23 protein-coding genes are annotated in these 24,331 nt (G+C 63.4%); 16 read left to right on the top strand and 7 right to left on the bottom strand.

Translation table 11 applies throughout. The features are described from left to right. The coding region (locus tag UW3_RS29635; protein WP_010223411.1) for an AEC family transporter at positions 1-499 on the top strand (499 nt) is incomplete at its 5' end. Between the two features lie 52 nt (positions 500-551). Beyond that, positions 552-1,925: an amino acid permease gene (locus tag UW3_RS0115445; protein ID WP_010223410.1), complete on the top strand. Its 1,374-nt coding sequence runs from the start codon at positions 552-554 to the stop codon at positions 1,923-1,925. Between the two features lie 22 nt (positions 1,926-1,947). On the opposite strand, the gene UW3_RS0115440 is transcribed toward UW3_RS0115445, so the two are convergent. The 6 genes from UW3_RS0115440 to gatC all read right to left on the bottom strand — a co-directional run bounded on the left by UW3_RS0115440 (position 1,948) and on the right by gatC (position 7,164). Next, positions 1,948-2,325, bottom strand: a complete 378-nt coding sequence (locus UW3_RS0115440) for a carboxymuconolactone decarboxylase family protein (protein ID WP_010223409.1) — start codon at positions 2,323-2,325, stop codon at positions 1,948-1,950. An 11-nt stretch (positions 2,326-2,336) separates the two neighbouring features. Then, complete coding sequence (locus UW3_RS0115435; RefSeq protein ID WP_026001341.1) at positions 2,337-3,380, bottom strand: calcium/sodium antiporter; 1,044 nt, start codon at positions 3,378-3,380, stop codon at positions 2,337-2,339. A 62-nt stretch (positions 3,381-3,442) separates the two neighbouring features. Beyond that, positions 3,443-3,814 (bottom strand): septal ring lytic transglycosylase RlpA family protein, encoded by a 372-nt coding sequence (locus tag UW3_RS0115430; RefSeq protein ID WP_010223407.1) that lies wholly within the window; start codon positions 3,812-3,814, stop codon positions 3,443-3,445. 137 nt (positions 3,815-3,951) lie between these two features. Continuing rightward, on the bottom strand, positions 3,952-5,397 hold the full coding sequence (gene gatB / locus UW3_RS0115425; protein WP_010223406.1) for an Asp-tRNA(Asn)/Glu-tRNA(Gln) amidotransferase subunit GatB: 1,446 nt from the start codon (positions 5,395-5,397) through the stop codon (positions 3,952-3,954). Positions 5,398-5,408: 11 nt separating this feature from the next. Beyond that, positions 5,409-6,860 (bottom strand): Asp-tRNA(Asn)/Glu-tRNA(Gln) amidotransferase subunit GatA, encoded by a 1,452-nt coding sequence (gene gatA, locus UW3_RS0115420; RefSeq protein WP_010223405.1) that lies wholly within the window; start codon positions 6,858-6,860, stop codon positions 5,409-5,411. Positions 6,861-6,876: 16 nt separating this feature from the next. Then, a complete protein-coding gene (gene gatC / locus UW3_RS0115415) occupies positions 6,877-7,164 on the bottom strand; it encodes an Asp-tRNA(Asn)/Glu-tRNA(Gln) amidotransferase subunit GatC (protein WP_010223404.1) in 288 nt (95 codons plus the stop codon). Between the two features lie 202 nt (positions 7,165-7,366). On the opposite strand from gatC, the gene mreB reads away from it, so the two are divergent. From mreB to tldD, 8 genes are all read left to right on the top strand, one after another. Further along, a complete protein-coding gene (mreB, locus tag UW3_RS0115410) occupies positions 7,367-8,404 on the top strand; it encodes a rod shape-determining protein MreB (protein WP_008371426.1) in 1,038 nt (345 codons plus the stop codon). A gap of 215 nt (positions 8,405-8,619) precedes the next feature. Then, on the top strand, positions 8,620-9,663 hold the full coding sequence (gene mreC, locus UW3_RS0115405) for a rod shape-determining protein MreC (RefSeq protein WP_010223403.1): 1,044 nt from the start codon (positions 8,620-8,622) through the stop codon (positions 9,661-9,663). Then, positions 9,663-10,151 carry a rod shape-determining protein MreD gene (gene mreD, locus UW3_RS0115400; protein ID WP_010223402.1) on the top strand — a complete coding sequence of 163 codons (489 nt, stop codon included), beginning with the start codon at positions 9,663-9,665 and terminating at the stop codon, positions 10,149-10,151. The genes mreC and mreD overlap by 1 nt, the downstream gene beginning before the upstream one ends. Positions 10,152-10,186: 35 nt before the next feature. After that, the gene (locus UW3_RS0115395; RefSeq protein WP_010223401.1) at positions 10,187-10,789 is read left to right on the top strand and encodes a Maf family protein; all 603 of its coding nucleotides are present in this window, start codon (positions 10,187-10,189) and stop codon (positions 10,787-10,789) included. Between the two features lie 80 nt (positions 10,790-10,869). Next, positions 10,870-12,327 carry a ribonuclease G gene (rng, locus tag UW3_RS0115390; RefSeq protein WP_010223400.1) on the top strand — a complete coding sequence of 486 codons (1,458 nt, stop codon included), beginning with the start codon at positions 10,870-10,872 and terminating at the stop codon, positions 12,325-12,327. Positions 12,328-12,415: 88 nt separating this feature from the next. After that, on the top strand, positions 12,416-16,231 hold the full coding sequence (locus UW3_RS0115385; protein ID WP_010223399.1) for a YhdP family protein: 3,816 nt from the start codon (positions 12,416-12,418) through the stop codon (positions 16,229-16,231). Between the two features lie 8 nt (positions 16,232-16,239). After that, the gene (locus UW3_RS0115380; protein WP_010223398.1) at positions 16,240-17,091 is read left to right on the top strand and encodes a carbon-nitrogen hydrolase family protein; all 852 of its coding nucleotides are present in this window, start codon (positions 16,240-16,242) and stop codon (positions 17,089-17,091) included. 2 nt (positions 17,092-17,093) lie between these two features. Continuing rightward, positions 17,094-18,533 (top strand): metalloprotease TldD, encoded by a 1,440-nt coding sequence (gene tldD, locus UW3_RS0115375; RefSeq protein ID WP_010223397.1) that lies wholly within the window; start codon positions 17,094-17,096, stop codon positions 18,531-18,533. A gap of 42 nt (positions 18,534-18,575) precedes the next feature. On the opposite strand, the gene yjgA is transcribed toward tldD, so the two are convergent. Beyond that, positions 18,576-19,097 (bottom strand): ribosome biogenesis factor YjgA, encoded by a 522-nt coding sequence (yjgA, locus tag UW3_RS0115370; RefSeq protein WP_010223396.1) that lies wholly within the window; start codon positions 19,095-19,097, stop codon positions 18,576-18,578. Positions 19,098-19,205: 108 nt separating this feature from the next. On the opposite strand from yjgA, the gene pmbA reads away from it, so the two are divergent. From pmbA to UW3_RS27085, 6 genes are all read left to right on the top strand, one after another. Next, positions 19,206-20,552 (top strand): metalloprotease PmbA, encoded by a 1,347-nt coding sequence (pmbA, locus tag UW3_RS0115365; RefSeq protein WP_010223395.1) that lies wholly within the window; start codon positions 19,206-19,208, stop codon positions 20,550-20,552. 215 nt (positions 20,553-20,767) lie between these two features. Then, positions 20,768-21,169 (top strand): FagA protein, encoded by a 402-nt coding sequence (locus tag UW3_RS0115355; RefSeq protein ID WP_081492803.1) that lies wholly within the window; start codon positions 20,768-20,770, stop codon positions 21,167-21,169. Then, a complete protein-coding gene (locus UW3_RS0115350) occupies positions 21,162-22,538 on the top strand; it encodes a class II fumarate hydratase (RefSeq protein WP_010223393.1) in 1,377 nt (458 codons plus the stop codon). Before UW3_RS0115355 ends, UW3_RS0115350 begins: the two co-directional genes overlap by 8 nt. Before the next feature lie 27 nt (positions 22,539-22,565). Beyond that, positions 22,566-23,027 (top strand): hypothetical protein, encoded by a 462-nt coding sequence (locus tag UW3_RS0115345; protein ID WP_010223392.1) that lies wholly within the window; start codon positions 22,566-22,568, stop codon positions 23,025-23,027. Position 23,028: 1 nt separating this feature from the next. Next, positions 23,029-23,640, top strand: coding sequence for a superoxide dismutase (locus tag UW3_RS0115340; protein ID WP_010223391.1), 612 nt, complete (start codon positions 23,029-23,031; stop codon positions 23,638-23,640). An 11-nt stretch (positions 23,641-23,651) separates the two neighbouring features. Continuing rightward, positions 23,652-24,331, top strand: a 680-nt coding sequence (locus UW3_RS27085; RefSeq protein ID WP_010223390.1) for a ZIP family metal transporter, incomplete at its 3' end; no start/stop codon positions are given.

Genomic DNA, 24,331 nt, shown 5'->3' with positions numbered 1-24,331 from the left:
GGCGGTGTACAGCCCGAGCATGAAGTCCGCCCCCTGGAGCATCTTCAAGAGTATCCTGCGCAACCCGCTGATCATCAGCGTGTTTCTGGCTACGCCCATGGCCTACGGGCAAGTGCCGCTGCCAAACTGGCTGCTGACCTCCGGCGATTACCTGGCGCAGATGACCCTGCCGCTGGCGTTGATCTGCATCGGCGGTACCCTGTCGCTGGCTTCCTTGCGTGAAAGCGGCGGCCTGGCGGTCAGCGCCAGCCTGGTGAAGATGATCTGGCTGCCGGTGATCGGTACCCTGGCTGCCTGGCTTTGCGGCTTTCGCGGGGCGGAACTGGGCATCCTGTTCCTGTACATCGGTAGCCCGACCGCCGCCGCCAGTTATGTCATGGCCCGGGCGGCCAACGGTAACCATGAACTGGCCGCCTCGATCATCGTGATTACCACGCTGATGGCCGCCATAACCACGAATATCGGCATTTTCCTCTTGCAGTGGGGCGGCTGGATCTAGATTCTGTGCCGACAATAAAGCCAACACTGCCTTCCACCTTCAAGGACACTTCATGCAAGAACAGATCCCCCCAGAGCGATTACAGCGCGGGTTGAAAAATCGCCATATCCAGTTGATTGCCCTGGGTGGCGCCATCGGTACCGGCCTGTTTCTGGGCATTGCCCAGACCATCCAGATGGCCGGCCCGGCCGTGCTGCTGGGTTACGCGATTGCCGGCCTGATGGCGTTCTTCATCATGCGCCAGCTGGGCGAGATGGTGGTCGACGAGCCGGTTGCCGGCAGCTTCAGCCACTTTGCCCACCGCTACTGGAACGAGTTCGCCGGTTTCGTCTCTGGCTGGAACTACTGGGTGGTCTATGTACTGGTCGGTATGGCCGAACTGACAGCGGTAGGCATCTATGTGCAGTACTGGTGGCCGGATTTTCCGACCTGGGCCACGGCGGCGATCTTCTTCGTGGTGATCAACCTGATCAACCTGACCCAGGTGAAGGTCTATGGCGAGATGGAGTTCTGGTTCGCCCTGGTCAAGGTGATCGCCATCGTCAGCATGATCGGTTTTGGCGCCTGGCTGCTGGCCAGTGGTAACGGCGGGCCGGATGCCAGCGTGGCCAACCTCTGGCAGTACGGCGGCTTCTTCCCCAACGGCTTCACCGGCTTGCTGATGGCCATGGCGGTGATCATGTTCTCTTTCGGTGGCCTGGAGCTGGTCGGTATCACCGCTGCCGAAGCCGACGATCCGCGCCACAGCATTCCGCGCGCCACCAATCAGGTGGTCTATCGCATCCTGATTTTCTACATCGGTGCACTGGCGGTACTGCTGTCGTTGTATCCGTGGCAGAAGGTGGTGCAGGGCGGCAGCCCGTTCGTGATGATCTTCCACAACCTGGACAGCAACCTGGTGGCGACCATCCTCAATGTGGTGGTATTGACCGCCGCGCTGTCGGTGTACAACAGCTGCGTGTACTGCAACAGCCGCATGCTGTTCGGCCTGGCCAGCCAGGGTGACGCGCCGCGGGCCCTGCTCAAGGTCAACCGCCGTGGCGTACCGCTGACCGCCCTGGGCGTTTCTGCCCTGGCCACCGGTCTGTGCGTGCTGATCAACTACCTGATGCCGGGCGAGGCCTTCGGCCTGTTGATGGCCCTGGCGGTCTCGGCACTGGTGATCAACTGGGCCAGCATCAGCATCACCCACCTGAAGTTCCGCCGCGCCAAGCAGGCGTCGGGCGAGTCGACCTTCTACAAGAGCTGGGGGCATCCGCTGACCAACTACCTGTGCCTGGCGTTCATCGGCCTGATTCTGGTGGTGATGTACCTGACCCCGCCGATCCGCATTTCGGTCATGTTGATCCCGGCCTGGATCGCCACCCTGGGCGTGGCCTTCTGGCTGAAGAAAAAGGGCCAGAAGGCCCCAGTCGTCAGCAACTGACGGCCTTGGCGCAAGTGATCGTTCAGCCCTGCTGGTAGCTGTCGATCACTTCCTGGGCGGCGCGGAAGGCATCGATGGCTGCCGGGACACCGGCATACACCGCGCAGTGCAGCAGCGCCTCACGAATCTCCTCGACCGTACAACCGTTGTTCAAGGCGCCGCGCACGTGGCCCTTGAGCTCTTGCGGGCACTTGAGTGCGGTGAGGGCGGCGAGGGTGATCAGGCTGCGGGTTTTCAAGGGCAGGCCTTCGCGGCTCCAGACGCTGCCCCAGGCATGCTCATTGACGAAGTCCTGCAGCGGCTGGGTGAAGTCGGTGGCGTTGTTCAGTGCGCGATCGACGAAGGCATCACCCATGACCTGGCGGCGAACCTGTTCGCCGGTTTTGTTGTTGTCGCCCATTTTTGTTTTCCTTAGTGTTGGCGGCGCCAGGCACGCCGGGTGGTGTACAGCAGCAACGCCCCCAGTGCTGGCAATGCGTAGAACAGCATCAGTTTTTCAAGTCGGTTGGCCAGTGGCATGCCGGTGGTGAAGGCCACCACGTGCAGGCCATAAGCCAGGTACAGGCAGAGGAACACCAGACCTTCGGCGCGCGTCACCCGGTAGCCGGAGTAGAACACCGGCAGGGCCAGCACCGCGACCCCGAGCATCACCGGCAGGTCGAAGGCCAGGGCGTTGGGTGAGATCGACAAGGGCTCGGGGGCGACCAGCGCGGTCAGGCCGAGCACCGCCAGCAGGTTGAACAGGTTGCTGCCGATGACATTGCCCACGGCGATTTCGCGCTCGCCGCGCAGGGCGGCGATCAGCGAAGTGGCCAGCTCCGGCAGCGAGGTACAGACGGCGACCACGGTCAGGCCGATGACCCGTTCCGACAGGCCCAGGTCCTGGGCGACCTCCACCGCCGCCTCCAGCAGCAGATGACCGGCCATGCTCAGCAGGCCAAGCCCGGCCAGCATCAGCAGCACGCTCCCCAGCCAGAAGCGGCCACCACGTTGCGGGCGTGGGCCGGGGGCCGGGTAGGTGCGGGCATGATGACGGGACTGGTGCCAGAGCATCGCCAGGTAGCCGAACAGGCCGCACAGCAATAGTGCGCCTTCCAGCCGGCCCAGCAGTTCGTTGAAGGCCAGCAGATATACCGCCAGGCTGGCGGCGATCATCAGCGGGATATCCAGGCGCACCAGTTGCCGGGAGACCCGCAACGGAATGATCAGCGCAGCCAGGCCCAGGGTTACCAGGATGTTGAAGATATTGCTGCCGATCACGCTGCCGACGGCCACGTCGGGCGCGCCGGTGTAGGCGGCCTGCAGGCTGACGGTCAATTGCGGCGCGCTGCTGCCGAATGCCACCAGGCTCAGGCCGATGATCAACGGCCGTACTTGCAGGCTGGCGGCCAGGCGCAGGGCAGCGCGTACCAGCAGTTCGGCGCCGGCGATCAGCAACAGCAGGCCGATGCTCAGTTGCAGCAGGCTGAAGGTGGGTAAAGCGGCCAGGTCGAAAATGGTCGTGCTCCGGGGGCAGGTCAGTCGCTGAGACTTTGTACCCGTACGCGCGCGGTTCCGCTACGGATCATCCCGAGTTTTTCCGCGGCAGCGCGTGACAGGTCGATCAGCCGGCCGCGGGTATGCGGGCCGCGGTCGTTGATGCGGACCACGACGCTGCGATCATTGTTCAGGTTGGTGACCTTGACCTGCGAGCCAAACGGCAAGCTGCGGTGGGCGGCGGTCATACCGTGTTGATTGAAGGGCTCGCCACTGGCGGTACGTTTGCCGTGGTGACGGGAGCCGTAATAGGAGGCGGTACCGGTCTGGTCGTAACCGCGCGGGTCGATATCGTGGCTGGCGCAGCCGGCCAGCAGGGTGAAGAGCGCGAGTGCGCTGAGGGGACGCCACATCAAATCAGTTGCTCCGAGGTGAAGTGATCACCTGTGGGAGCCGGCGTTGCCGGCGATGGGCTGCTCGGCAGCCCCAGAAACTGGCAAGGCTTCGCCTTGCATCGCCGGCAACGCCGGCTCCCACAGGGTAATGCGAACTACCCTTCGAGCTTGCTCTTGAGCAATTGGTTCACTTGCTGCGGGTTGGCCTTGCCCTTGGAGGCTTTCATGGCCTGGCCGACGAAGAAGCCGAACATCTTGCCGCGCTTGGCCTCGTCGGCAGCGCGGTACTGCTCGACCTGCTCGGCATTGGCTGCCAGGACTTCGTCCAGGACCTTCTCGATCGCACCGCTGTCGGTGACCTGTTTCAGGCCCTCGGCTTCGATGATCTGGTCGGCATCACCGTCACCGGCGGCCATTTTCTCGAACACTACCTTGGCGATCTTGCCGCTGATGGTGTTGTCGAGGATGCGCTTGAGCATGCCGCCCAGGTGCTCGGCACTGACCGGCGACTGGTCGATTTCCAGGCCCAGTTTGTTGAGCAGGCTGCCCAGCTCGACCATGACCCAGTTGGCGGCAAGCTTGGCATCGCCGCACACGCCGACCACCTGTTCGAAGTAGTCTGCCTGCTCACGGCTGGTCGCCAGCACGTTGGCATCGTAGACCGACAGGCCGAACTGGCTCTGGAAGCGCTCGCGCTTTTGCGGTGGCAACTCCGGCAGGGTGGCGCGGGTGGCTTCGAGGAAGGCGTTCTCGATGACCACCGGCAGCAGGTCCGGATCGGGGAAGTAACGGTAATCGTTGGCTTCCTCCTTGCTGCGCATGGAGCGGGTCTCGTCCTTGTTCGGGTCGTACAGGCGGGTTTCCTGGATGACCTTGCCGCCGTCTTCGATCAGTTCGATCTGGCGTTGCACTTCGGTGTTGATGGCGCGCTCGATGAAGCGGAACGAGTTGACGTTCTTGATCTCGCAGCGGGTCCCGAACTCGGCCTGGCCCTTGGGGCGTACCGAGACGTTGCAGTCGCAACGCAGCGAGCCTTCGGCCATGTTGCCGTCGCAGATGCCCAGGTAACGCACTAGGGCATGGATGGCCTTGACGTAGGCGACCGCCTCTTTGGCGCTGCGCAGGTCAGGTTCCGAGACGATCTCCAGCAGCGGCGTGCCGGCGCGGTTGAGGTCGATGCCGGTGGAGCCGCTGAAGTCTTCGTGCAGGCTCTTGCCGGCGTCTTCTTCAAGGTGCGCACGGGTGATGCCGATGCGCTTGACCGTGCCATCTTCGAGGGCGATGTCCAGGTGGCCCTTGCCGACGATCGGCAGCTCCATCTGGCTGATCTGATAGCCCTTGGGCAGGTCGGGGTAGAAGTAGTTCTTGCGCGCGAACACGTTGTGCTGGCCGATTTCGGCATCGATGGCCAGGCCGAACATGCAGGCCATGCGCACCGCTTCCTGGTTCAGCACCGGCAGTACGCCGGGCATCCCCAGGTCGATCAGGCTGGCCTGGGTGTTTGGCTCGGAGCCGAAAGTGGTGGCGCTGCCGGAGAAAATCTTCGACTGGGTGGCGAGCTGGGTGTGAATCTCCAGCCCGATGACAACTTCCCATTGCATGTGGTGGTCCCTCAGAAGCCGTTAGGTGCGCGAGTGTGCCAGTCAGTCACTTGCTGATAGCGGTGCGCGACGTTGAGCAGGCGGCCTTCGTGGAAATACGGCGCGAGCAACTGCACGCCAACCGGCAGACCATCGACGAAACCGGCCGGCATCGACAGGCCTGGCAGGCCGGCGAGGTTGGCGGTGATGGTGTAGACGTCTTCCAGGTATTCAGCGACCGGGTCGTTGTTCTTGGCGCCGATCTTCCAGGCCAGGTTTGGCGTGGTCGGGCCGAGAATCACGTCGACATCGTTGAAGGCAGCCATGAAGTCGTTCTTGATCAGACGGCGGATTTTCTGCGCCTGCAGGTAGTAGGCATCATAGTAGCCGGCCGACAGGGCGTAGGCACCGACCATGATCCGGCGCTGCACTTCGGCACCGAAGCCTTCGCCACGGGAGCGCTTGTACAGGTCGGTGAGGTCGACCGGGTTCTCGCAGCGGTAGCCGAAACGCACGCCGTCGAAACGCGACAGGTTGGACGAGGCTTCAGCCGGGGCGATCACGTAGTAGGCCGGAATCGCGTGCTGCATGTTCGGCAGGCTGATTTCCTTGACCACGGCGCCGAGTTTTTCCAGCTCCTTGACGCTGGCCTGGACCAGGTCGGCGATGCGCGGGTCGAGGCCGGCGCCGAAGTATTCCTTCGGCAGACCGATGCGCAGGCCTTCGAGCGAGGCATTGAGGCTGGCGCTGTAGTCCGGCACCGGTTCATCGATGCTGGTGGAGTCCTTGGCGTCGAAACCGGCCATGCCTTGCAGCAGCAGCGCGCAGTCTTCGGCGGTGCGGGCCAGCGGACCAGCCTGGTCGAGGCTCGATGCGTAGGCAATCATGCCCCAGCGCGAAACACGGCCGTAGGTCGGTTTCAGGCCAGTCAGGCTGGTGAGTGCCGCCGGCTGGCGGATCGAGCCGCCGGTGTCGGTGGCGGTGGCCGCCGGCAGCAGGCGCGCGGCAACCGCGGCAGCCGAACCACCGGAGGAACCGCCAGGCACGTGCTCGAAATTCCACGGGTTTTTCACCGGGCCGTAGTAGCTGCTCTCGTTGGCCGAACCCATGGCGAATTCGTCCATGTTGGTCTTGCCCAGCGTCACGGTACCGGCTTCGGCCAGCTTGCTGACCACGGTGGCGTCATACGGCGCCTTGAAGTTGTCGAGCATCTTCGAGGCGCAGCTGGTGCGGATGCCCTGGGTGCAGAACAGGTCCTTGTGGCCGATCGGCGCGCCCAGCAGGGCGCCGCTCTCGCCGGCAGCGCGACGGGCGTCGGCAGCACGGGCCTGGCTGATGGCCAGTTCGTCGGTGACACTGATGAAGCTGTTGATTTGCGGATCGAGCTGGTGGATCCGCGCCAGCAGGGCACGGGTCAGCTCTTCGGAAGAAAACTTCTTGTCGGCGAGTCCGCGGGCGATCTCGGCCAGGGTCAATTGATGCATGGCAGGCTCTATTCCCTTACTCGATGACTTTCGGAACCAGGTACAGGCCGTTTTCCGTCGCCGGGGCGATGGCCTGGTAGCTGTCACGGTGGTTACTTTCTGTTACCACATCGGCGCGCAGGCGCTGAGTGGCTTCCAGTGGGTGGGCCAGTGGCTCGATGCCAGTGGTGTCGACTGCTTGCATCTGGTCGACCAGTCCCAGAATACTGTTCAGGGCATCGGTAGTGCGTGGCAGATCGCTTTCATTCAGGCCAAGTCGGGCCAGATGAGCGATCTTTTCCACGTCGCAGCGTTCAAGCGCCATGGGGATCTCCTGGGGAAACAAAAACGGATTTGGTCCGCGATGAGGAACATGCTGGCAGTATTACGGTCATAAGGCCGCGATCATGTGCAGGCTTGCTCGGAAAAACCACCAATTTAACATATTGGTGCCTTGCCCAAAATCCCCGCCGTTGTTAGAGTTTGCCGCACTTTTTTACCCACGCGTTGCCTAGGGTCACTTTCCCATGTTCAAGAAACTGCGTGGCATGTTTTCCAGCGATCTTTCCATCGACCTGGGCACTGCCAACACCCTTATTTACGTGCGTGAGCGCGGTATCGTCCTGAATGAGCCATCGGTTGTGGCCATTCGTACTCACGGCAACCAGAAAAGTGTCGTCGCTGTCGGTACTGAAGCCAAGCGCATGCTGGGCCGTACGCCTGGCAACATTGCTGCCATTCGTCCGATGAAAGACGGCGTGATCGCCGATTTCAGCGTTTGCGAGAAAATGCTGCAGTACTTCATCAACAAGGTTCACGAAAACAGCTTCCTGCAGCCAAGCCCGCGGGTGCTGATCTGCGTGCCGTGCAAATCGACCCAGGTCGAGCGCCGGGCCATTCGTGAATCGGCGCTGGGCGCCGGTGCCCGTGAAGTGTTCCTGATCGAAGAGCCGATGGCCGCCGCCATCGGTGCCGGCCTGCCAGTTGAAGAGGCTCGCGGTTCGATGGTCGTCGATATCGGTGGTGGTACCACTGAAATCGCGCTGATCTCCCTGAACGGTGTGGTTTACGCCGAATCCGTACGGGTCGGTGGCGACCGTTTCGACGAGGCCATCGTCACCTACGTGCGTCGCAACTACGGCAGCCTGATCGGTGAATCCACCGCTGAGCGCATCAAGCAGGAAATCGGTACCGCCTATCCGGGCGGCGAAGTCCGTGAAGTCGATGTCCGCGGCCGCAACCTGGCCGAGGGCGTGCCACGTGCCTTCACCCTGAATTCCAACGAAGTGCTTGAAGCCCTGCAGGAGTCCCTGGCGACCATCGTCCAGGCGGTCAAGAGCGCCCTGGAGCAATCGCCGCCGGAGCTGGCTTCGGACATCGCCGAGCGTGGCCTGGTGCTGACCGGTGGTGGCGCCCTGCTGCGCGACCTGGACAAGCTGCTGGCCCAGGAAACCGGCCTGCCGGTGATCGTCGCCGAAGACCCGCTGACCTGCGTGGCGCGCGGTGGTGGCCGTGCCCTGGAAATGATGGACAAACACACCATGGACCTGCTCTCCAGCGAATAAGCTGGAACCTGCAGTTCACGCCGCCCGGTTTACAGGTAGTGCTCACAGTGCTACCTGTATGTGCTGGGCTGACGTCCGTGTGGGCGTCATTTTCCGTCAATCCGCAAGCAGGCCGGTGCGTTGCCGTATGAATGACCTCTTGAATCGTCGTCCACGAGGAGCGGCCCATTAAACCGCTTTTCGCCAAGGGCCCTTCGCTGGGCGTACACCTGCTCGTGCTGGTTGTGCTGTCGATCACCCTGATGGTGGTCGATGCACGCTTCACCCTGCTCAAGCCTCTGCGCAGCCAGATGGGCCTGGTGCTGATGCCGTCCTACCTGGTTACCGATCTGCCCCAGCGCTTGTGGCAGGGGGTTGCCAGCCAGTTTGGCAGCCGTACCGAACTCGCTGCCGAAAACGAGAAACTCAAGACCGAAGCCTTGCTGCTGCAAGGTCGCCTGCAGAAGCTGGCGGCCCTGACCGAGCAGAACGTGCGCCTGCGCGAGTTGCTCAACTCGTCGGCGCTGGTCAACGAGAAGGTCGAAGTCGCCGAATTGATCGGCGTCGATCCCAATCCCTTCACCCACCGGATCCTGATCAACAAGGGCGAGCGCGATGGCGTGGTCCTCGGTCAGCCGGTGCTCGACGCGCGTGGCCTGATGGGCCAGGTGGTCGAACTGATGCCCTACACCTCGCGGGTGCTGCTGCTGACCGACACCACCCACAGCATTCCGGTGCAGGTCAACCGCAACGGCTTGCGGGCGATTGCCAGCGGTACCGGCAACCCGGAGCGCCTTGAGCTGCGCCACGTTGCCGACACCGCCGACATCAAGGAAGGCGACCTGCTGGTGAGCTCGGGCCTCGGCCAGCGCTTCCCGGCCGGTTACCCGGTGGCCACGGTCAAGGAAGTGATCCACGACTCCGGCCAGCCGTTTGCCATCGTCCGGGCGATCCCGACTGCTGCGCTTAACCGCAGCCGCTACCTGCTGTTGGTGTTCACCGACAGTCGTTCGCCCGAGCAACGTGCCAGTGATGCGGCGATTGCCCAGGAACAGGCGGATCGCCAGGGCCTGCCTGCTTCGGCGGTAGGTGCTGCGCCTGCCGCGTCCCCGGCTGCGCCTGCTGCGGTCACACCGGCAGCGGCCGCTTCGACGCCGGCAGCACCAGCGCCTGCCGCACCCGCCACACCGGCAACCAGTGCCCATCCGCCCGCCACGGCAGCCCCCGCAGCCCCTGCTGCAACGCCGGGCGCGCCAGTCATTTCCCGGGAGAGACACTGATGGTAAGCACCCGCAGCCGTAATGGCTGGGTCGTCTGGCTGACCTTTCTGATCGGTATGCTGCTCAGCGTATCGCCGATGCTGCCTTTCGCCGAAGTGTTCCGGCCGATGTGGCTGGCACTGCTGCTGGCCTTCTGGACCCTGGCCCTGCCGCACCGGGTCGGCATGACCACCGCGTTCGTCCTGGGCCTGGCCGAAGACGTACTGTACGGCACGCTATTGGGCCAAAATGCTCTGGTGCTGACCCTGATCACCTTCCTGGTGCTGTCGTTGCAACAGCGCCTGCGGATGTTCCCGATGTGGCAGCAGAGCCTGGTGATCCTGGTGATCTTCGGCCTGGCCCAGTTGATCCAGCTGTGGCTCAGCGCCCTGACCGGCAACCGCCTGCCGACCCTGGCGCTGATCTGGTCGGCGGTCATCAGCGCCTTGCTCTGGCCGTGGATCAGCTATGGCCTGCGTGGTCTGCGCCGCCGCCTGAGCATCAACTGAGCACTCACATTCGACGCTGACAGGGAGACGTCAAGATGACCCTGCTGTACCTGGCCTCTGGCTCGCCACGCCGCCGTGAGTTGCTGACCCAGATTGGCATTCCCTTTTCTTCGCTGAGTGCCGCGATCGACGAGACGCCGCTGCCCGCCGAATTGGCCGAGGCTTATGTCGAGCGTCTGGCGCGGGAAAAAGCCTGCGCCGGCCTGGCGTCGTTGCCCCAGGGCAACAACAGCCCGGTAGCGGTGTTGGGGGCCGATACCGCCGTGGTGCTCGAAGGTCGAATTCTCGGCAAGCCACAACACCGCGAAGATGCCCTGGCGATGCTGGCAGCCCTTTCCGGGCGCCAGCATCAGGTGCTGACCGCAGTCGCCGTGGCCGATCATGAGCGTTGCCTGAGCGTCAGTGTCAGCAGCCATGTGCTGTTTCGCCCCATCAGCGCCGAGGAAGCCGAGGCCTACTGGGCCAGCGGCGAGCCGGCCGACAAGGCGGGCGGCTATGCCATACAGGGCCTGGGTGCCGTTTTCGTACAGCGCCTTGAAGGCAGCTATTCGGCGGTGGTCGGCCTGCCTCTAAGTGAAACCGCTGGACTGCTTGGCCAATTCGGCATCCCCTGCTGGCAGCGCCTGTCGGCCCGTTGAGCGAGGATAAGCCAGAACTGCCCTAGCCAGTCGCCAACGCGCGATCCATCATTACTGAAGTCATTTGACGAGAGCCTGCCATGAGTGAAGAGATTCTGATCAACATCACACCGATGGAATCACGCGTGGCGGTGGTGGAAAACGGTGTACTGCAGGAGGTGCATGTCGAGCGCACCCAGCGCCGCGGCATCGTCGGCAACATCTACAAAGGCAAGGTGGTGCGGGTGCTGCCGGGCATGCAGGCGGCATTCGTCGACATCGGCCTGGACCGCGCAGCGTTCATCCACGCGTCGGAAATCTCCCTGCGCGAAGGTTCGTCGGTCGAGAGCATCAGCGCCCTGGTGCATGAGGGCCAGAGCCTGGTGGTGCAGGTGACCAAGGACCCGATTGGCTCCAAAGGCGCGCGCCTGACGACCCAGCTGTCGATCCCGTCCCGTTACCTGGTGTACATGCCGCGCACCAGCCATGTCGGCATTTCCCTGAAGATCGAAGACGAAGCCGAGCGTGAGCGCCTCAAACAGGTGGTTACCGACTGTATCGCCCAGGAGAACATCCAGGACGCCGGCGGTTTCATCCTGCGTACCGCCGCCGAAGGTGCCGGCGCCGATGAGATCCTCATGGACATCCGCTACCTGCGCAGGCTTTGGGAGCAGATCGGCACTCAGATCAAGACCGTCGGCGCGCCGACCGAAATCTATGAAGACCTGGGCTTGGCCTTGCGCACCTTGCGCGACCTGGTCAACCCGAAGATCGAGAAGATTCGCATCGACTCGCGGGAAACCTTCCAGAAAACCACGCAGTTCGTCGCCGAACTGATGCCGGAGATCGCCGATCGCCTGGAGCATTACCCGGGCGAGCGACCGATCTTCGACCTCTACGGCGTCGAAGACGAAATCCAGCGTGCCCTGGACCGCAAGGTGCCGCTCAAGTCCGGCGGCTACCTGGTGGTCGACCCGGCCGAGGCGATGACCACTATCGATGTCAATACCGGGGCCTTCGTCGGCCACCGCAACCTCGAAGAAACCATCTTCAAGACCAACCTTGAGGCGGCCACCGCCATTGCCCGGCAACTGCGCCTGCGCAACATCGGCGGGATCATCATCATCGACTTCATCGACATGGAAGATGAAGAACACCAGCGCCAGGTGCTACGCACCCTGGAAAAACAGCTGGAGCGCGACCACGCCAAGACCAACATCATCGGCATCACCGAACTGGGCCTGGTACAGATGACTCGCAAGCGCACCCGCGAAAGCCTCGAGCAGGTGCTGTGCGAGCCCTGCTACTGCTGCCAGGGGCGCGGCAAGCTGAAAACCCCCGAGACAGTCTGTTACGAGATTTTCCGCGAGATCCTTCGCGAAGCCCGTGCGTATCAGGCCGAAGGCTATAGAGTACTGGCCAACCAGAAGGTGGTAGACCGCTTGCTGGACGAAGAGTCGGGCAATGTTGCCGAGCTTGAAGCCTTCATCGGTCGAACCATTCGCTTCCAGGTCGAGTCCATGTATTCCCAGGAACAATACGATGTGGTGCTCCTCTGACTCGTTCTGAACAACATTGCGCCGTGCGTCGGCTGGCAAAGCGCCGGGTTGCGGCCATAGTTAAGCCACGATCTGGAGGGCCACTGGCATGGAACGACTAATACGCGTTCTTGGCGCCTTGACCCGCTGGGGGCTCGGCTTCAGTGCCTTGCTGGCGGTGCTGGTGGCGCTGTATGTCAGCCTCGGTCGGCAGTTCATTCCGCTGGTGGCCGAGTACCGCGCCGAAGTCGAAACCAAGGCCGAGCAGGCCCTGGGCATGCCGGTGCATATTGGTGCCCTGGAAGGGCACTGGAGTGGCCTGGCGCCGATTGTACGGGTGCGTGATATCCAGGTCGGCGAAGGGGCAACGGCCCTGCGTCTGGACGGCGTCAAGCTGGTGCCCGACCTCTGGGCCAGCCTGGTCGAGCGTCAAGTGCGCCTGGCCAACCTCGAGGTCGGTGGCCTGCAGCTCAGTCTGCGCGAAGATGAAAATGGCGCCTGGGCTCTGGAAGGGCTGCCGAAAAAAGACGACAAGCCGCTGGACCCCGAGCAACTGCTCAAGCAAATCCAGGTGGTGTCCAAGGTCACGGTGGTCGACAGCCAGGTGACGCTGCAGGCGTTCCAGCGCGAGCCGATGACCCTCACCTACGTCAGCCTTGGCCTGCAGACCGGCAGCGTGCGTCAGCGCCTGGATGCGCGGGTGACCCTGCCCGATGGCCAGCCGCTGGCGTTGAGCCTGCGCAGCCGCATCCGCCCAAGCCAGTGGCGCGACGGTGAAGTCGATGCCTACCTGAGCTTGCCGCAAAGCGACTGGGCGCGCTGGCTGCCACCTCGCCTGCTGGGCCAGTGGCAGGCCACCGAGCTGCGCGCGGGTGGCGAGCTGTGGGCGAACTGGGGCAAGGGCCAGTTGCAAAGCGCCATGGTGCGCCTCAATGCGCCGCAGCTGCGCGGCAACTATGCCGAACGCAAGCCGGTGCAGGTCGATAACCTGGCCCTCAATGCCTGGTTCCAGCGAAGCGAGAAGGGGCTTGATGTGCTGGTCGACTCCCTGGCCATGAGCCTGGGCAAGACCCGTTGGGAATCCCACGTGCAGCTCAAGCAGACGGCAGCGACCGAGTCGAGCGATGAAACCTGGGCGATCCAGGCCGACCGCCTCGACCTGACGCCCGTCACGCCGCTGCTCGATGCCTTGGTACCGCTTCCGGAAAAACTCATGGCGGTAGTCGATGGCCTCAAGGTCACGGGGGCCTTGCGCAATGTGCGTCTGGATATCCGGCCTAAAGCCCAGGGTGACCAGCGCCTGAGCTTCGCTGCCAACCTGGAGCGGGTAGGTTTTGATGCCTATCACGGCGCCCCGGCGGCGGGGAATGTCAGCGGCAGCATCAGCGGCGACCTCGGCCAGGGCGAGCTGCGCCTGGATACCGATGCCTTCATGCTGCACCTGTACCCGATCTTCGAGAAACCCTGGCACTACCAGAAGGCCAATGCACGGCTGACCTGGCGCCTGGACCAGGAAGGCTTCACCTTGATCGCGCCGTACCTCAAGGTGCTGGGCGATGAGGGCAAGATCGCCGGCGACTTCCTGATTCGCCTGCTGTTCGATGAAACCCGCGAAGACTACATGGACCTGCGTGTCGGCCTGGTCGACGGCGATGGTCGCTACACTGCCAAGTACCTGCCCGAGGTGCTCAGCCCGGGGCTGGATGAATGGCTGCGCACGGCAATCCTCAAGGGCGCGGTTGATGAAGGGTATTTCCAGTATCAGGGCTCGATCAATCACGGTGCCCCGGCGCAGGCCCGGAGCATCAGCCTGTTCTTCAAGGTGCACGATGCCGCCCTGGACTTTCAGCCGGGCTGGCCGCAGGTGCAGAAAGTTGCCGGTGATGTGTTCATCGACGACGCTGGCGTGCGCATCAAGGCGCAAAGCGGGCAGTTGCTCAATACCCAGGTGCGTGACGTTGAGGTCAACATTCCCCATGTCGTGGCCGGTGAACACAATCACCTTTATCTGGACGGTGAGTTCGACGGCGGGCTCGGCGATGGCCTGAAGATTCTCCAGGACGCCCCGATCGGCACCGGGCCGATCTTCGCCGGCTGGGAAGGCGAGGGCAGCCTCAAGGGCAAGCTGAAGCTGGATATCCCCTTGGCCAAGGGGCAGAAGCCCAAGATCGTGGTCGATTTCGCTACCGGCGATGCACGGTTGAAGATCGCCGCGCCAGCCTTGGAGCTGAACCAGCTCAAGGGCGATTTCCGCTTTGACTTCGACAAGGGCCTGAGCGGCGAGAACATCAGCGCACGGTCCTTCGACAAGCCGATCACCGCGCAGATCTTTGCCGAAGGCAAGTCCGGCCAGTTGCAAACTCGCGTCAACGCCAAGGGCCAGATGCCTGTCAAGGCGCTGACCGACTGGCTGCAGGTCAAGCAGGCCCTGCCGCTGTCCGGCGAATTGCCTTATCAGTTGCAGGTGAGCCTGGGCAGTCGCGAAAACCTGCTGACGGTCGATTCCAGCCTCAAGGGCTTGACGGTGGACTTGCCAGCACCCTTTGGCAAGGCTTCCAGTGAAACCCGCAACAGCCAGTTCAGCATGACCTTGCAGGGGCCGGAGCGGCGTTTCAATGTCACTTACGCCGATGTCGCCAAGGCGTTCTATGCCGCGCCCATGGACAAGCTCGACCAGGGGCGTGGCGAATTGCTGTTCGGCGCCGGGACCGCCCAGTTGCCACCGGGCCAGGGCCTGCGGGTGCGTGGCCGCCTGGCGGAGCTGGACCTGGAGCCCTGGCAGAAGCAGCTTGATCGCTTTGCCGGCAATGACCCGAGCGGCAGTGCCAAGCAGATGCTGCGCGGCGTCGACCTGAGTATTGGCCAGCTCAAGGGCTTTGGCCTGAACCTGGCCCAGGCGGTGGTACGTGTGGACCGCAGCGGCAACCTGTGGGCCTTGCGCCTGGACAGCAAGGAACTCATCGGCAACGCCCGCATCCCTGATGCCAAGGGGGCGCCGATGGTGATCAACCTGCAGACCATTCACCTGCCGCCCGCCGACCCCGCTGAAGTCTCTTCCGATGACGGTCCGGATCCGATGGCCAACATCGATCCGCGCAAGATTCCAGCCCTCGACCTGACCATCGACAAGCTGTTCCGCGGTGACGACCTGCTCGGCAGCTGGGCGGTAAAAGTTCGCCCGACCGCCAAAGGTATCGCTCTCAACGACCTCGACGTCAGCGTCAAAGGCCTGCAGATCGACGGCAACGGTGGCTGGGAAGGCGCGCCGGGGGCCAGCGCCAGTTGGTACAAGGGCCGCCTGGAAGGCAAGAACCTGGCTGACATCCTCAAGGCCTGGAACTTTGCCCCGACGGTCACCAGCCGTGATTTCCGCCTCGATGTCGATGGTCGCTGGCCCGGCTCGCCTGCCTGGGTCGGGCTCAAGCGTTTCTCCGGCAGCCTCGATGCTGCCTTGCGCAAAGGTCAGTTCGTTGAAGTGGAAGGCGGCGCCCAAGCGCTGCGGGTGTTCGGCCTGCTCAACTTCAACTCGATTGGTCGGCGCTTGCGCCTGGACTTCTCCGACCTGCTCGACAAGGGTCTGAGCTACGACCGGGTCAAGGGCCTGCTGGTGGCCAGTGAAGGGGTCTACGTGACCCGCGAGCCGATTACCCTGACGGGCCCGTCCAGCAACCTGGAACTGGATGGCACCCTGGACATGGTCCGTGACCGGGTCGACGCCAACCTGTTGGTGACCTTGCCGGTGACCAACAACCTGCCGATTGCCGCCCTGATTGTCGGGGCGCCGGCCATCGGCGGGGCATTGTTCCTGGTTGACCGGCTGCTCGGTGATCGGGTGGCGCGATACGCCAGCGTGCATTATCGCGTCGAGGGTCCGTGGAAAGAGCCTAAGATAAGCTTTATCAAACCTTTCGAAAAAACACGCTAGGAGCCGGCATGAAGTCAGCGGTTATCCAGATGGTCAGCCAGAGCGACGTTCTGGCCAACCTGGAGCGAGCCCGGCACCTGCTTGAGCAGGCGGCCGCAGGTGGCGCGCGGCTCGCCGTGCTACCGGAAAACTTCGCCGCCATGGGCCGGCGCGACAGCGCTGCAATCGGCCGCGCCGAAGCGCTGGGCGAAGGCCCGATCCTGCCCTGGTTGAAACAGACTGCCCGCGACCTCAAGTTATGGATAGTGGCCGGGACCTTGCCGCTGCCGCCGGTCGGCCAGGCCGAGGCCAAGTCCCACGCCTGTTCCTTGCTGATCGATGAACATGGCGAGCAGGTGGCGCGCTACGACAAGCTGCACTTGTTCGATGTCGATGTGGCGGATAACCGCGGCCGCTATCGCGAATCCGATGACTATGCCCACGGCGGGCAGGTGGTGGTTGCCGATACCCCGGTGGGTCGTCTGGGCCTGAGCGTCTGCTATGACCTGCGCTTCCCTGAGCTGTACAGTGCGCTGCGCGAGGCCGGGGCCGAATTGATCAGCGCCCCGTCGGCCTTCACTGCGGTGACCGGTGCAGCGCACTGGGAAGTGCTGATACGCGCACGGGCCATTGAAACCCAATGCTATGTCCTGGCCGCAGCCCAGGGCGGCACCCACCCGGGGCCACGGGAAACCTATGGCCATGCGGCGATCGTCGACCCCTGGGGGCGCATCGTCGCCGAACAGGCCAGTGGCGAGGCCGTGCTGCTCGGCGAGCGCGACAGCAGCGAACAAGCGTCCATCCGGGCGCGGATGCCGGTGACCTTGCACCGGCGCTTTTTCTCGCAGGACGCCTTGCGGCCTGCGCACACCTCGGAGTGACTATGAGCCAGATGTTATCCACTGTCAGCGAACACCTGCTGGCGCCGGGCGGCCTGACCCTCGACAGCCTGCAGTCAGTGCTGGGCGAGCTGGCAGGGCCAGGCATCGATGCCGCCGACCTGTACTTCCAGGGGCAGATTTCCGAATCCTGGGCACTGGAAGACGGCATCGTCAAAGAAGGCAGCTTCAACCTCGATCAGGGCGTGGGCGTGCGTGCCCAGTCCGGCGAGAAGACCGGGTTTGCCTACAGCAATGCCATCAATCTCGAAGCCCTGACGTCGGCGGCCCGCGCGGCCCGGTCGATTTCCCGTGCCGGGCAGAATGGCAGTGTGCAAGCGTTCAACAGCCAGGACGTCGTCCAGTTGTATGGCACCGACAACCCGCTGGAAGTCATCAGCCGCGCCGAAAAGGTCGACCTGCTCAAGCGGGTCGACGCCGCCACGCGCAAGCTTGATCCACGCATCCAGCAAGTCACCGTCAGCATGGCCGGGGTCTGGGAGCGCATCCTGGTGGCCGCTGCCGACGGCAGCCTGGCGGCCGACATTCGCCCGCTGGTGCGTTTCAACGTCAGCGTGATTGTCGAGCAGAACGGTCGCCGCGAGCGTGGCGGCCATGGCGGTGGCGGGCGTACCGATTACCGCTATTTCACCGACGAGCGGGTCATGGGTTTTGCCCGCGAGGCCCTGCGCCAGGCGCTGGTCAACCTTGAAGCGATCCCGGCGCCGGCCGGTACCTTGCCGGTGGTGCTCGGTTCGGGCTGGTCCGGCGTGTTGCTGCACGAGGCGGTGGGCCATGGCCTGGAAGGTGACTTCAACCGCAAGGGCAGCTCGGCCTATAGCGGCCACATGGGCGAAAAGGTCGCTTCAAGCCTGTGCACCATCGTCGATGATGGCACCCTGGAAGGGCGTCGCGGCTCGCTGAGCGTCGATGACGAAGGCACTCCGACCGAGTGCACCACCCTGATCGAGAACGGCATCCTCAAGGGCTACATGCAGGACAAGCTCAACGCCCGTCTGATGGGCATGGCGCGCACCGGTAATGGCCGCCGCGAGTCCTATGCGCATCTGCCGATGCCGCGCATGACCAACACCTACATGCGTGCTGGCGAGAGCGACCCGGCAGAAATCATCGCCTCGGTGAAAAAGGGCATCTACTGCGCCAACCTCGGCGGCGGACAGGTGGACATCACCAGCGGCAAGTTCGTGTTCTCTACCAGCGAGGCGTACCTGATCGAAGACGGCAAGATCACCGCTCCGGTCAAAGGCGCAACCCTGATCGGTAACGGTCCGGAAGCCATGAGCCGGGTATCGATGGTCGGCAACGACCTGGCGCTGGACAGCGGTGTCGGTACCTGTGGCAAGGATGGTCAGTCGGTGCCGGTGGGCGTCGGCCAGCCAACCCTGAAGATCGATGCGATCACCGTCGGTGGCACGGGCGCATGAAGGTGAAACCGGGCAGGCAGGGCGCCTGCCCGTGTGCGGGGCTCAACGCAGGCCGCGTTGGATCTCGTCGAGCTCGCGGATGTATTTGAAGATCTTGCGGCTCGCGGTTGGCGCTTTGTTGCGCGCCAGCTCGTGCTGGGCCTGGCGGATCAGCGAGCGCAGCTGCTGGCGATCGGCATCCGGATACTCCTGGACAAATTTCTCCAGGACTTCGTCGGTGCCGTCGATCAGCCGGTCGCGCCAGCGTTCGAGATTGTGGAAGCGCTCGTTGTATTGGCGCGAGGAGGCGTCGAGCTGGTCAAGAAGCGCATTGATCGCGTCGATGTCCTGGTCACGCATCAGCTTGCCGATGAACGATTTATGACGTCTTTTCGCCTCGTTCGCGGTATGCCGCTTGTGTTCTTCCAGGGCCATGCGCAGTTCGTCGGTCAACGGCAGTTTGGCCAGGGTGTCGGGCTTGAGCGTAGTGAGGCGCTCGCCCATATCAACCAGCGCCTGCATCTCGCGCTTGATCTGGGTTTTGCTTTTTTCGCCGTCAAAGGCGGTGTCGTAAGAATCAACCATGGGGGCAGTCCGCTGAGAATCGCCGCCATGATAACCAGTCGGGGGCCGCTTGTCCGGTCCGGTCGTAGATTGACCCGCGCCGAACGCAGAATTTGAGTGGAGAAAACCATGAGTGCAGTCCAGAGCGTAGGTCCACAGGCCCTGCCGGCGTTGCAGGAGCAGGTCGAGCAGATCATCGCCGAAGCCCGGCGCCAGGGCGCCAGCGCCTGTGAAGTGGCGGTATCGCTGGAGCAGGGGTTGTCGACCTCGGTGCGCCAGCGCGAAGTCGAAACCGTGGAGTTCAACCGCGACCAGGGCTTCGGCATTACCCTGTACGTGGGGCAGCGCAAGGGCTCGGCGAGCACGTCGGCCAGCGGCAGCGAGGCGATCCGGGAAACCGTCGCCGCCGCCTTGGCGATTGCCAAGCACACCTCCGAAGACGAGTGCGCCGGGCTTGCCGATCCGGCACTGATGGCCCGTGAACAGCCGGATTTCGACCTGTACCATGCCTGGGACATCACCCCCGAGCAGGCTATCGAGAAGGCGCTTGAGTGCGAGGCTGCGGCCTTCGACGCCGATGCACGGATCAAGAACGCCGACGGCACCACCCTTAACACCCACCAGGGCTGCCGCGTTTACGGCAACAGCCATGGCTTTATTGGCGGCTACGCTTCGACCCGGCACAGCCTGAGCTGCGTGATGATTGCCGAAGCCGACGGGCAGATGCAGCGCGATTACTGGTATGACGTCAACCGCCAGGGCGAATTGCTGGCCGACCCGCGCAGCATCGGCATTCGCGCCGCGCAACGGGCGGCCAGCCGCCTCGGCGCGCGCCCGGTGCCGACCTGTGAAGTACCGGTGCTGTTCTCCGCCGAGCTTGCTGGCGGTTTGTTCGGCAGCTTCCTCTCGGCGATTTCCGGCGGCAACCTGTATCGCAAGTCATCTTTCCTTGATGGCGCCATGGGCCAGCGCCTGTTCCCGAGCTGGCTGACGCTGGATGAGCGTCCGCACCTGCAAAGGGCGTTGGGCAGTGCGGCCTTCGACGGTGATGGCCTGGCAACCTACGCCAAACCGTTCGTCGAGAATGGCCAGCTTGTGTCTTATGTGCTGGGCACCTATTCCGGACGCAAGCTCGGCTTGCCGAGCACCGCCAACGCCGGTGGCGTGCATAACCTGTTCGTTACCCATGGCGTCGAAGACCAGGCGGCCTTGCTGCGGCGCATGGGCCGCGGGCTGTTGGTCACCGAGCTGATGGGCCATGGCCTGAACATGGTCACCGGTGACTATTCTCGTGGTGCCGCAGGCTTCTGGGTTGAAAACGGCGAGATTCAGTTCGCTGTTCAGGAGGTGACGATCGCCGGCAATATGAAGGACATGTTCCAGCAAATCGTCGCGATCGGTAATGATCTTGAAACCCGCAGCAATATTCACACAGGTTCGGTATTGATTGAGCGGATGACCGTAGCGGGCAGTTAAGCCCCTACCGGCCTCATCGCTGGCAAGCCAGCTCCCACAATGGTTCGATGTAAGCTGGACCTGTGGGAGCTGGACTTGCCAGCGATCGAGCGCGCAGAGCCCGTTCCTACACCCGCTCCAAAGCCCGGCCCTGTGTCGGGCTTTTTGTTTTTCTTTTTTCTCGTCCTTGAACTGATTCTGATTATCACCTAATAATGAATATCATTATCTCGGCGATGATGTTCATGAAACCAGTCCTCCACGAATTGCCCTACCTGGAAAACTGGCGCTGGCTGAGCCGGCGCATTCGCTGTGCCCTGGACCCGGACGAGCCGCGCCTGATCGAGCACTACCTCACTGAAGGCCGCTACCTGGTGTGCTGCACCGGTACCAGCGCCTGGACCGTCGCCCTGACTTCATTTCGCCTGTTGCTGGATACCGCCTGCGATCGTGCACTGCCCTGGCATTGGCGCTGCCTGTGCCTGGACCAGGCCTGGCGCCCGCTGCTGGAGCTGCGCAACCTCGATCGCCACGAACACAACCAGCGCTGGCAGCCCTTCGCCCTGCAACTGGCGAACTGCGTGCTGCTGCCTTCGATTTCCTACGATGAACTGATGCAAGGACTTGATGATGAGTAATACCCGTATCGAGCGCGACAGCATGGGTGAACTGCTGGTGCCGGCCGAGGCCCTGTATGGCGCCCAGACCCAGCGCGCGGTGAACAACTTTCCGATCAGCCAGCAACGCATGCCGACCCAGTTCATTCGCGCGCTGCTGCTGGCCAAGGCTGCCGCGGCCAAGGCCAATATCGAGCTCAAACAGCTGGACCCGGCCCGGGGCGAGGCGATCGTCAACGCCGTGGAGCAACTGCTGGCGGGCGATTTCATGCAGCACTTCCCGGTGGATATCTTCCAGACCGGTTCCGGGACCAGCTCGAACATGAACGCCAACGAGGTGATCGCCACCCTGGCCAGCCGCGTGCTGGGCGACACGGTCAACCCCAACGATCATGTCAACTGCGGGCAAAGCAGCAACGACATCATCCCCACCACCATTCATGTCAGCGCCGCGCTGGCCTTGCATGAGCAGTTGCTGCCGGCACTAAACCATCTGGTCAAGGTCATCGAGGCCAAGGCTGAACAGGTGCATCCGTTCATCAAGACCGGCCGCACCCACCTGATGGACGCCATGCCGGTGCGCATGAGCCAGGTGCTGGGTGGCTGGGCGGCGCAGATCAAGGCGGCTATTGCTCACCTGCAAGCCACCTTGCCAAGCCTGCAGGCGCTGGCCCAGGGCGGTACCGCGGTGGGCACCGGCATCAATGCCCACCCTGAATTCGCTGCCCGCTTCAGCCGGCAATTGACCGCGCTGACCCGCGTCGAGTTCGTCCCTGGGGATAACCTGTTTGCCCTGATCGGCTCGCAAGACACCGCAGTGGCCGTTTCCGGCCAGCTCAAGACAACGGCGGTGGCGCTGATGAAGATCGCCAACGACTTGCGCTGGATGAACTCCGGGCCACTGGCGGGCCTTGGCGAAATCGAGCTCGAAGGCTTGCAGCCGGGCTCCTCGATCATGCCGGGCAAGGTCAACCCGGTTATTCCGGAGGCTACCGCCATGGTTGCCGCGCAGGTGATCGGCAACGACGCGACCATCGCCGTGGCCGGACAGTCGGGCAACTTCGAGCTCAACGTGATGCTGCCGATCATTGCCCAGAACCTGCTCAGCAGCATCGAGCTGATGGCCAATGCCAGCCGCCTGCTGGCCGACAAGGCGATTGCCAGCTTCAAGGTCAACGAGCCAAAACTCAAGGAAGCGTTGGCACGCAACCCGATCCTGGTGACCGCGCTGAACCCGATCATCGGCTACCAAAAGGCCGCCGAGATCGCCAAGACCGCCTACAAGCAGGGTCGCCCGATTATTGACGTGGCCCTGGAACATACCGACCTGCCGCGCAGCCAGCTTGAAGCGCTGCTCGATCCGGAAAAGCTCACCGCTGGCGGGATCTGAGCCGGTCCACCGCTCTGGAGGTTAGTCATGCAGCACTGGAAACGCACCACCGAAATTGCCAACCGCTTGTTCGAGCAGGGCGAGCTGGTCGATGCCCGCGAGTTGTATCTGCAGGCCCTGGCGCTTGCCCAGGTGTTGTTCGAGCGCTGGCATGACGCCGACGAAGCGGTGGCCGCTTGTGTCATCGCCCACCATAACCTGGCCGACTTGCACCTGCGCCTGAATCAGCCGCAGGAAAGCGCCGAGTACCTCTGCGCCATTCACCAGCGGCTGCTGCAGAGCGCCCAGGACCCACGCCTGGCGCCGAGGTTGCGTGAAGCTGCGCTGCGCCACAGCAGCAAGACCTACACCGAGTTGCTGAGCTTTATCAGCGAGTACGGCCAGTACCCGCGCACCGAACGTCTGCTCTACCGGCACGAGCCGCAGCCGGCCCTGCATGCCGGCCAGGAAAGCACCGCGCCTTCAGCCCTACGATATGGAATCCAGTGATATGCCTTATACCTTGCCTGCATTGCCTTACGCCTACGATGCGCTGGAACCGCACATCGATACCCAGACCATGCAGATTCACCACAGCAAGCACCACCAGACCTACATCAACAACCTCAATGCGGCGGTAGAAGGCAGCGAGTATGCCGAGTGGCCGGTGGAAAAACTGGTCGCCAGCGTTAAACAACTGCCGGAAAAACTGCAGAACGCCGTGATCAACCAGGGTGGCGGCCACGCCAACCACTCGCTGTTCTGGACGGTGATGTCGCCCAAGGGCGGCGGCTTGCCACAAGGCGCCGTGGCCAAGGCCATCGAGGAGCAATTGGGTGGCTTCGACGCCTTCAAGGAGGCCTTTACCAAGGCTGCGCTGACCCGTTTCGGCAGCGGCTGGGCCTGGTTGAGCGTGACCCCGGCCAAGACCCTGGTGGTCGAAAGCAGTGGTAACCAGGACAGCCCGCTGATGAACGGCAATACGCCGATCCTCGGCCTGGACGTCTGGGAGCACGCTTACTACCTGCTGTACCAGAACCGCCGTCCGGAATACATCAACGCGTTCTACAACGTGATCGACTGGTCCGAGGTAGAGCGTCGTTACGCAGCCGCGCTTGTGTGAGTCGCGCTGGTATGCGTTCGGATGTGATGTCCATTGCCGGAGTGCGGCTGTTTCGCCTGGCGCTCGGTACCCTGTTGCTGCTGGTCGGCTTCGCGCTGCTGGTGGCTCAGGGTATCGCCTGGCTTGATCTGGAGCCGCGCATGCTACGGGCACTTGAAGGCGGTGCGCTGTGCGCCCTGGGCACTGCCCTGGGCGCCGTGCCGGTGCTGGTGATCCGCAACATGCCGGTGGCGCTCGCCGATACCCTGCTGGGCTTCGGTGCCGGGGTGATGCTGGCGGCCACGGCTTTCTCGCTGATCATTCCCGGGCTGGATGCCGCCCAGGCCATTGGCCTGGGTAAATGGGGCGCGGGTGGCTTGATCAGCTTCGGCTTGCTGTTCGGGGCCTTCTGTCTGTACCTGGTGGACCTGAAGGTCTCCGGCGCTTCACCGGAGGCGCTGGTCGGTACTGCCCAGCAGCCGGTGATCGCCGCGCGGATCTGGGTGTTCGTCATCGCCATCATTGCCCATAACATTCCGGAAGGGATGGCCATTGGCGTGTCTGCCGGCGGCGGCATGCCTGATGCCGACAGCCTGGCCATGGGTATCGCCTTGCAGGATGTGCCCGAAGGCCTGGTCATCGCCCTGGTGCTGGCAGGGGCGGGGATGGCCCGCTTCAAGGCGTTTCTGATCGGTGCGGCTTCAGGTCTGGT

This window comes from Pseudomonas donghuensis, from assembly GCF_000259195.1.
GTDB lineage: Bacteria > Pseudomonadota > Gammaproteobacteria > Pseudomonadales > Pseudomonadaceae > Aquipseudomonas > Aquipseudomonas donghuensis.
The sequence above is the reverse complement of the archived record's forward strand: the minus strand, read 5'-3'. Positions and strand labels throughout refer to the sequence as shown.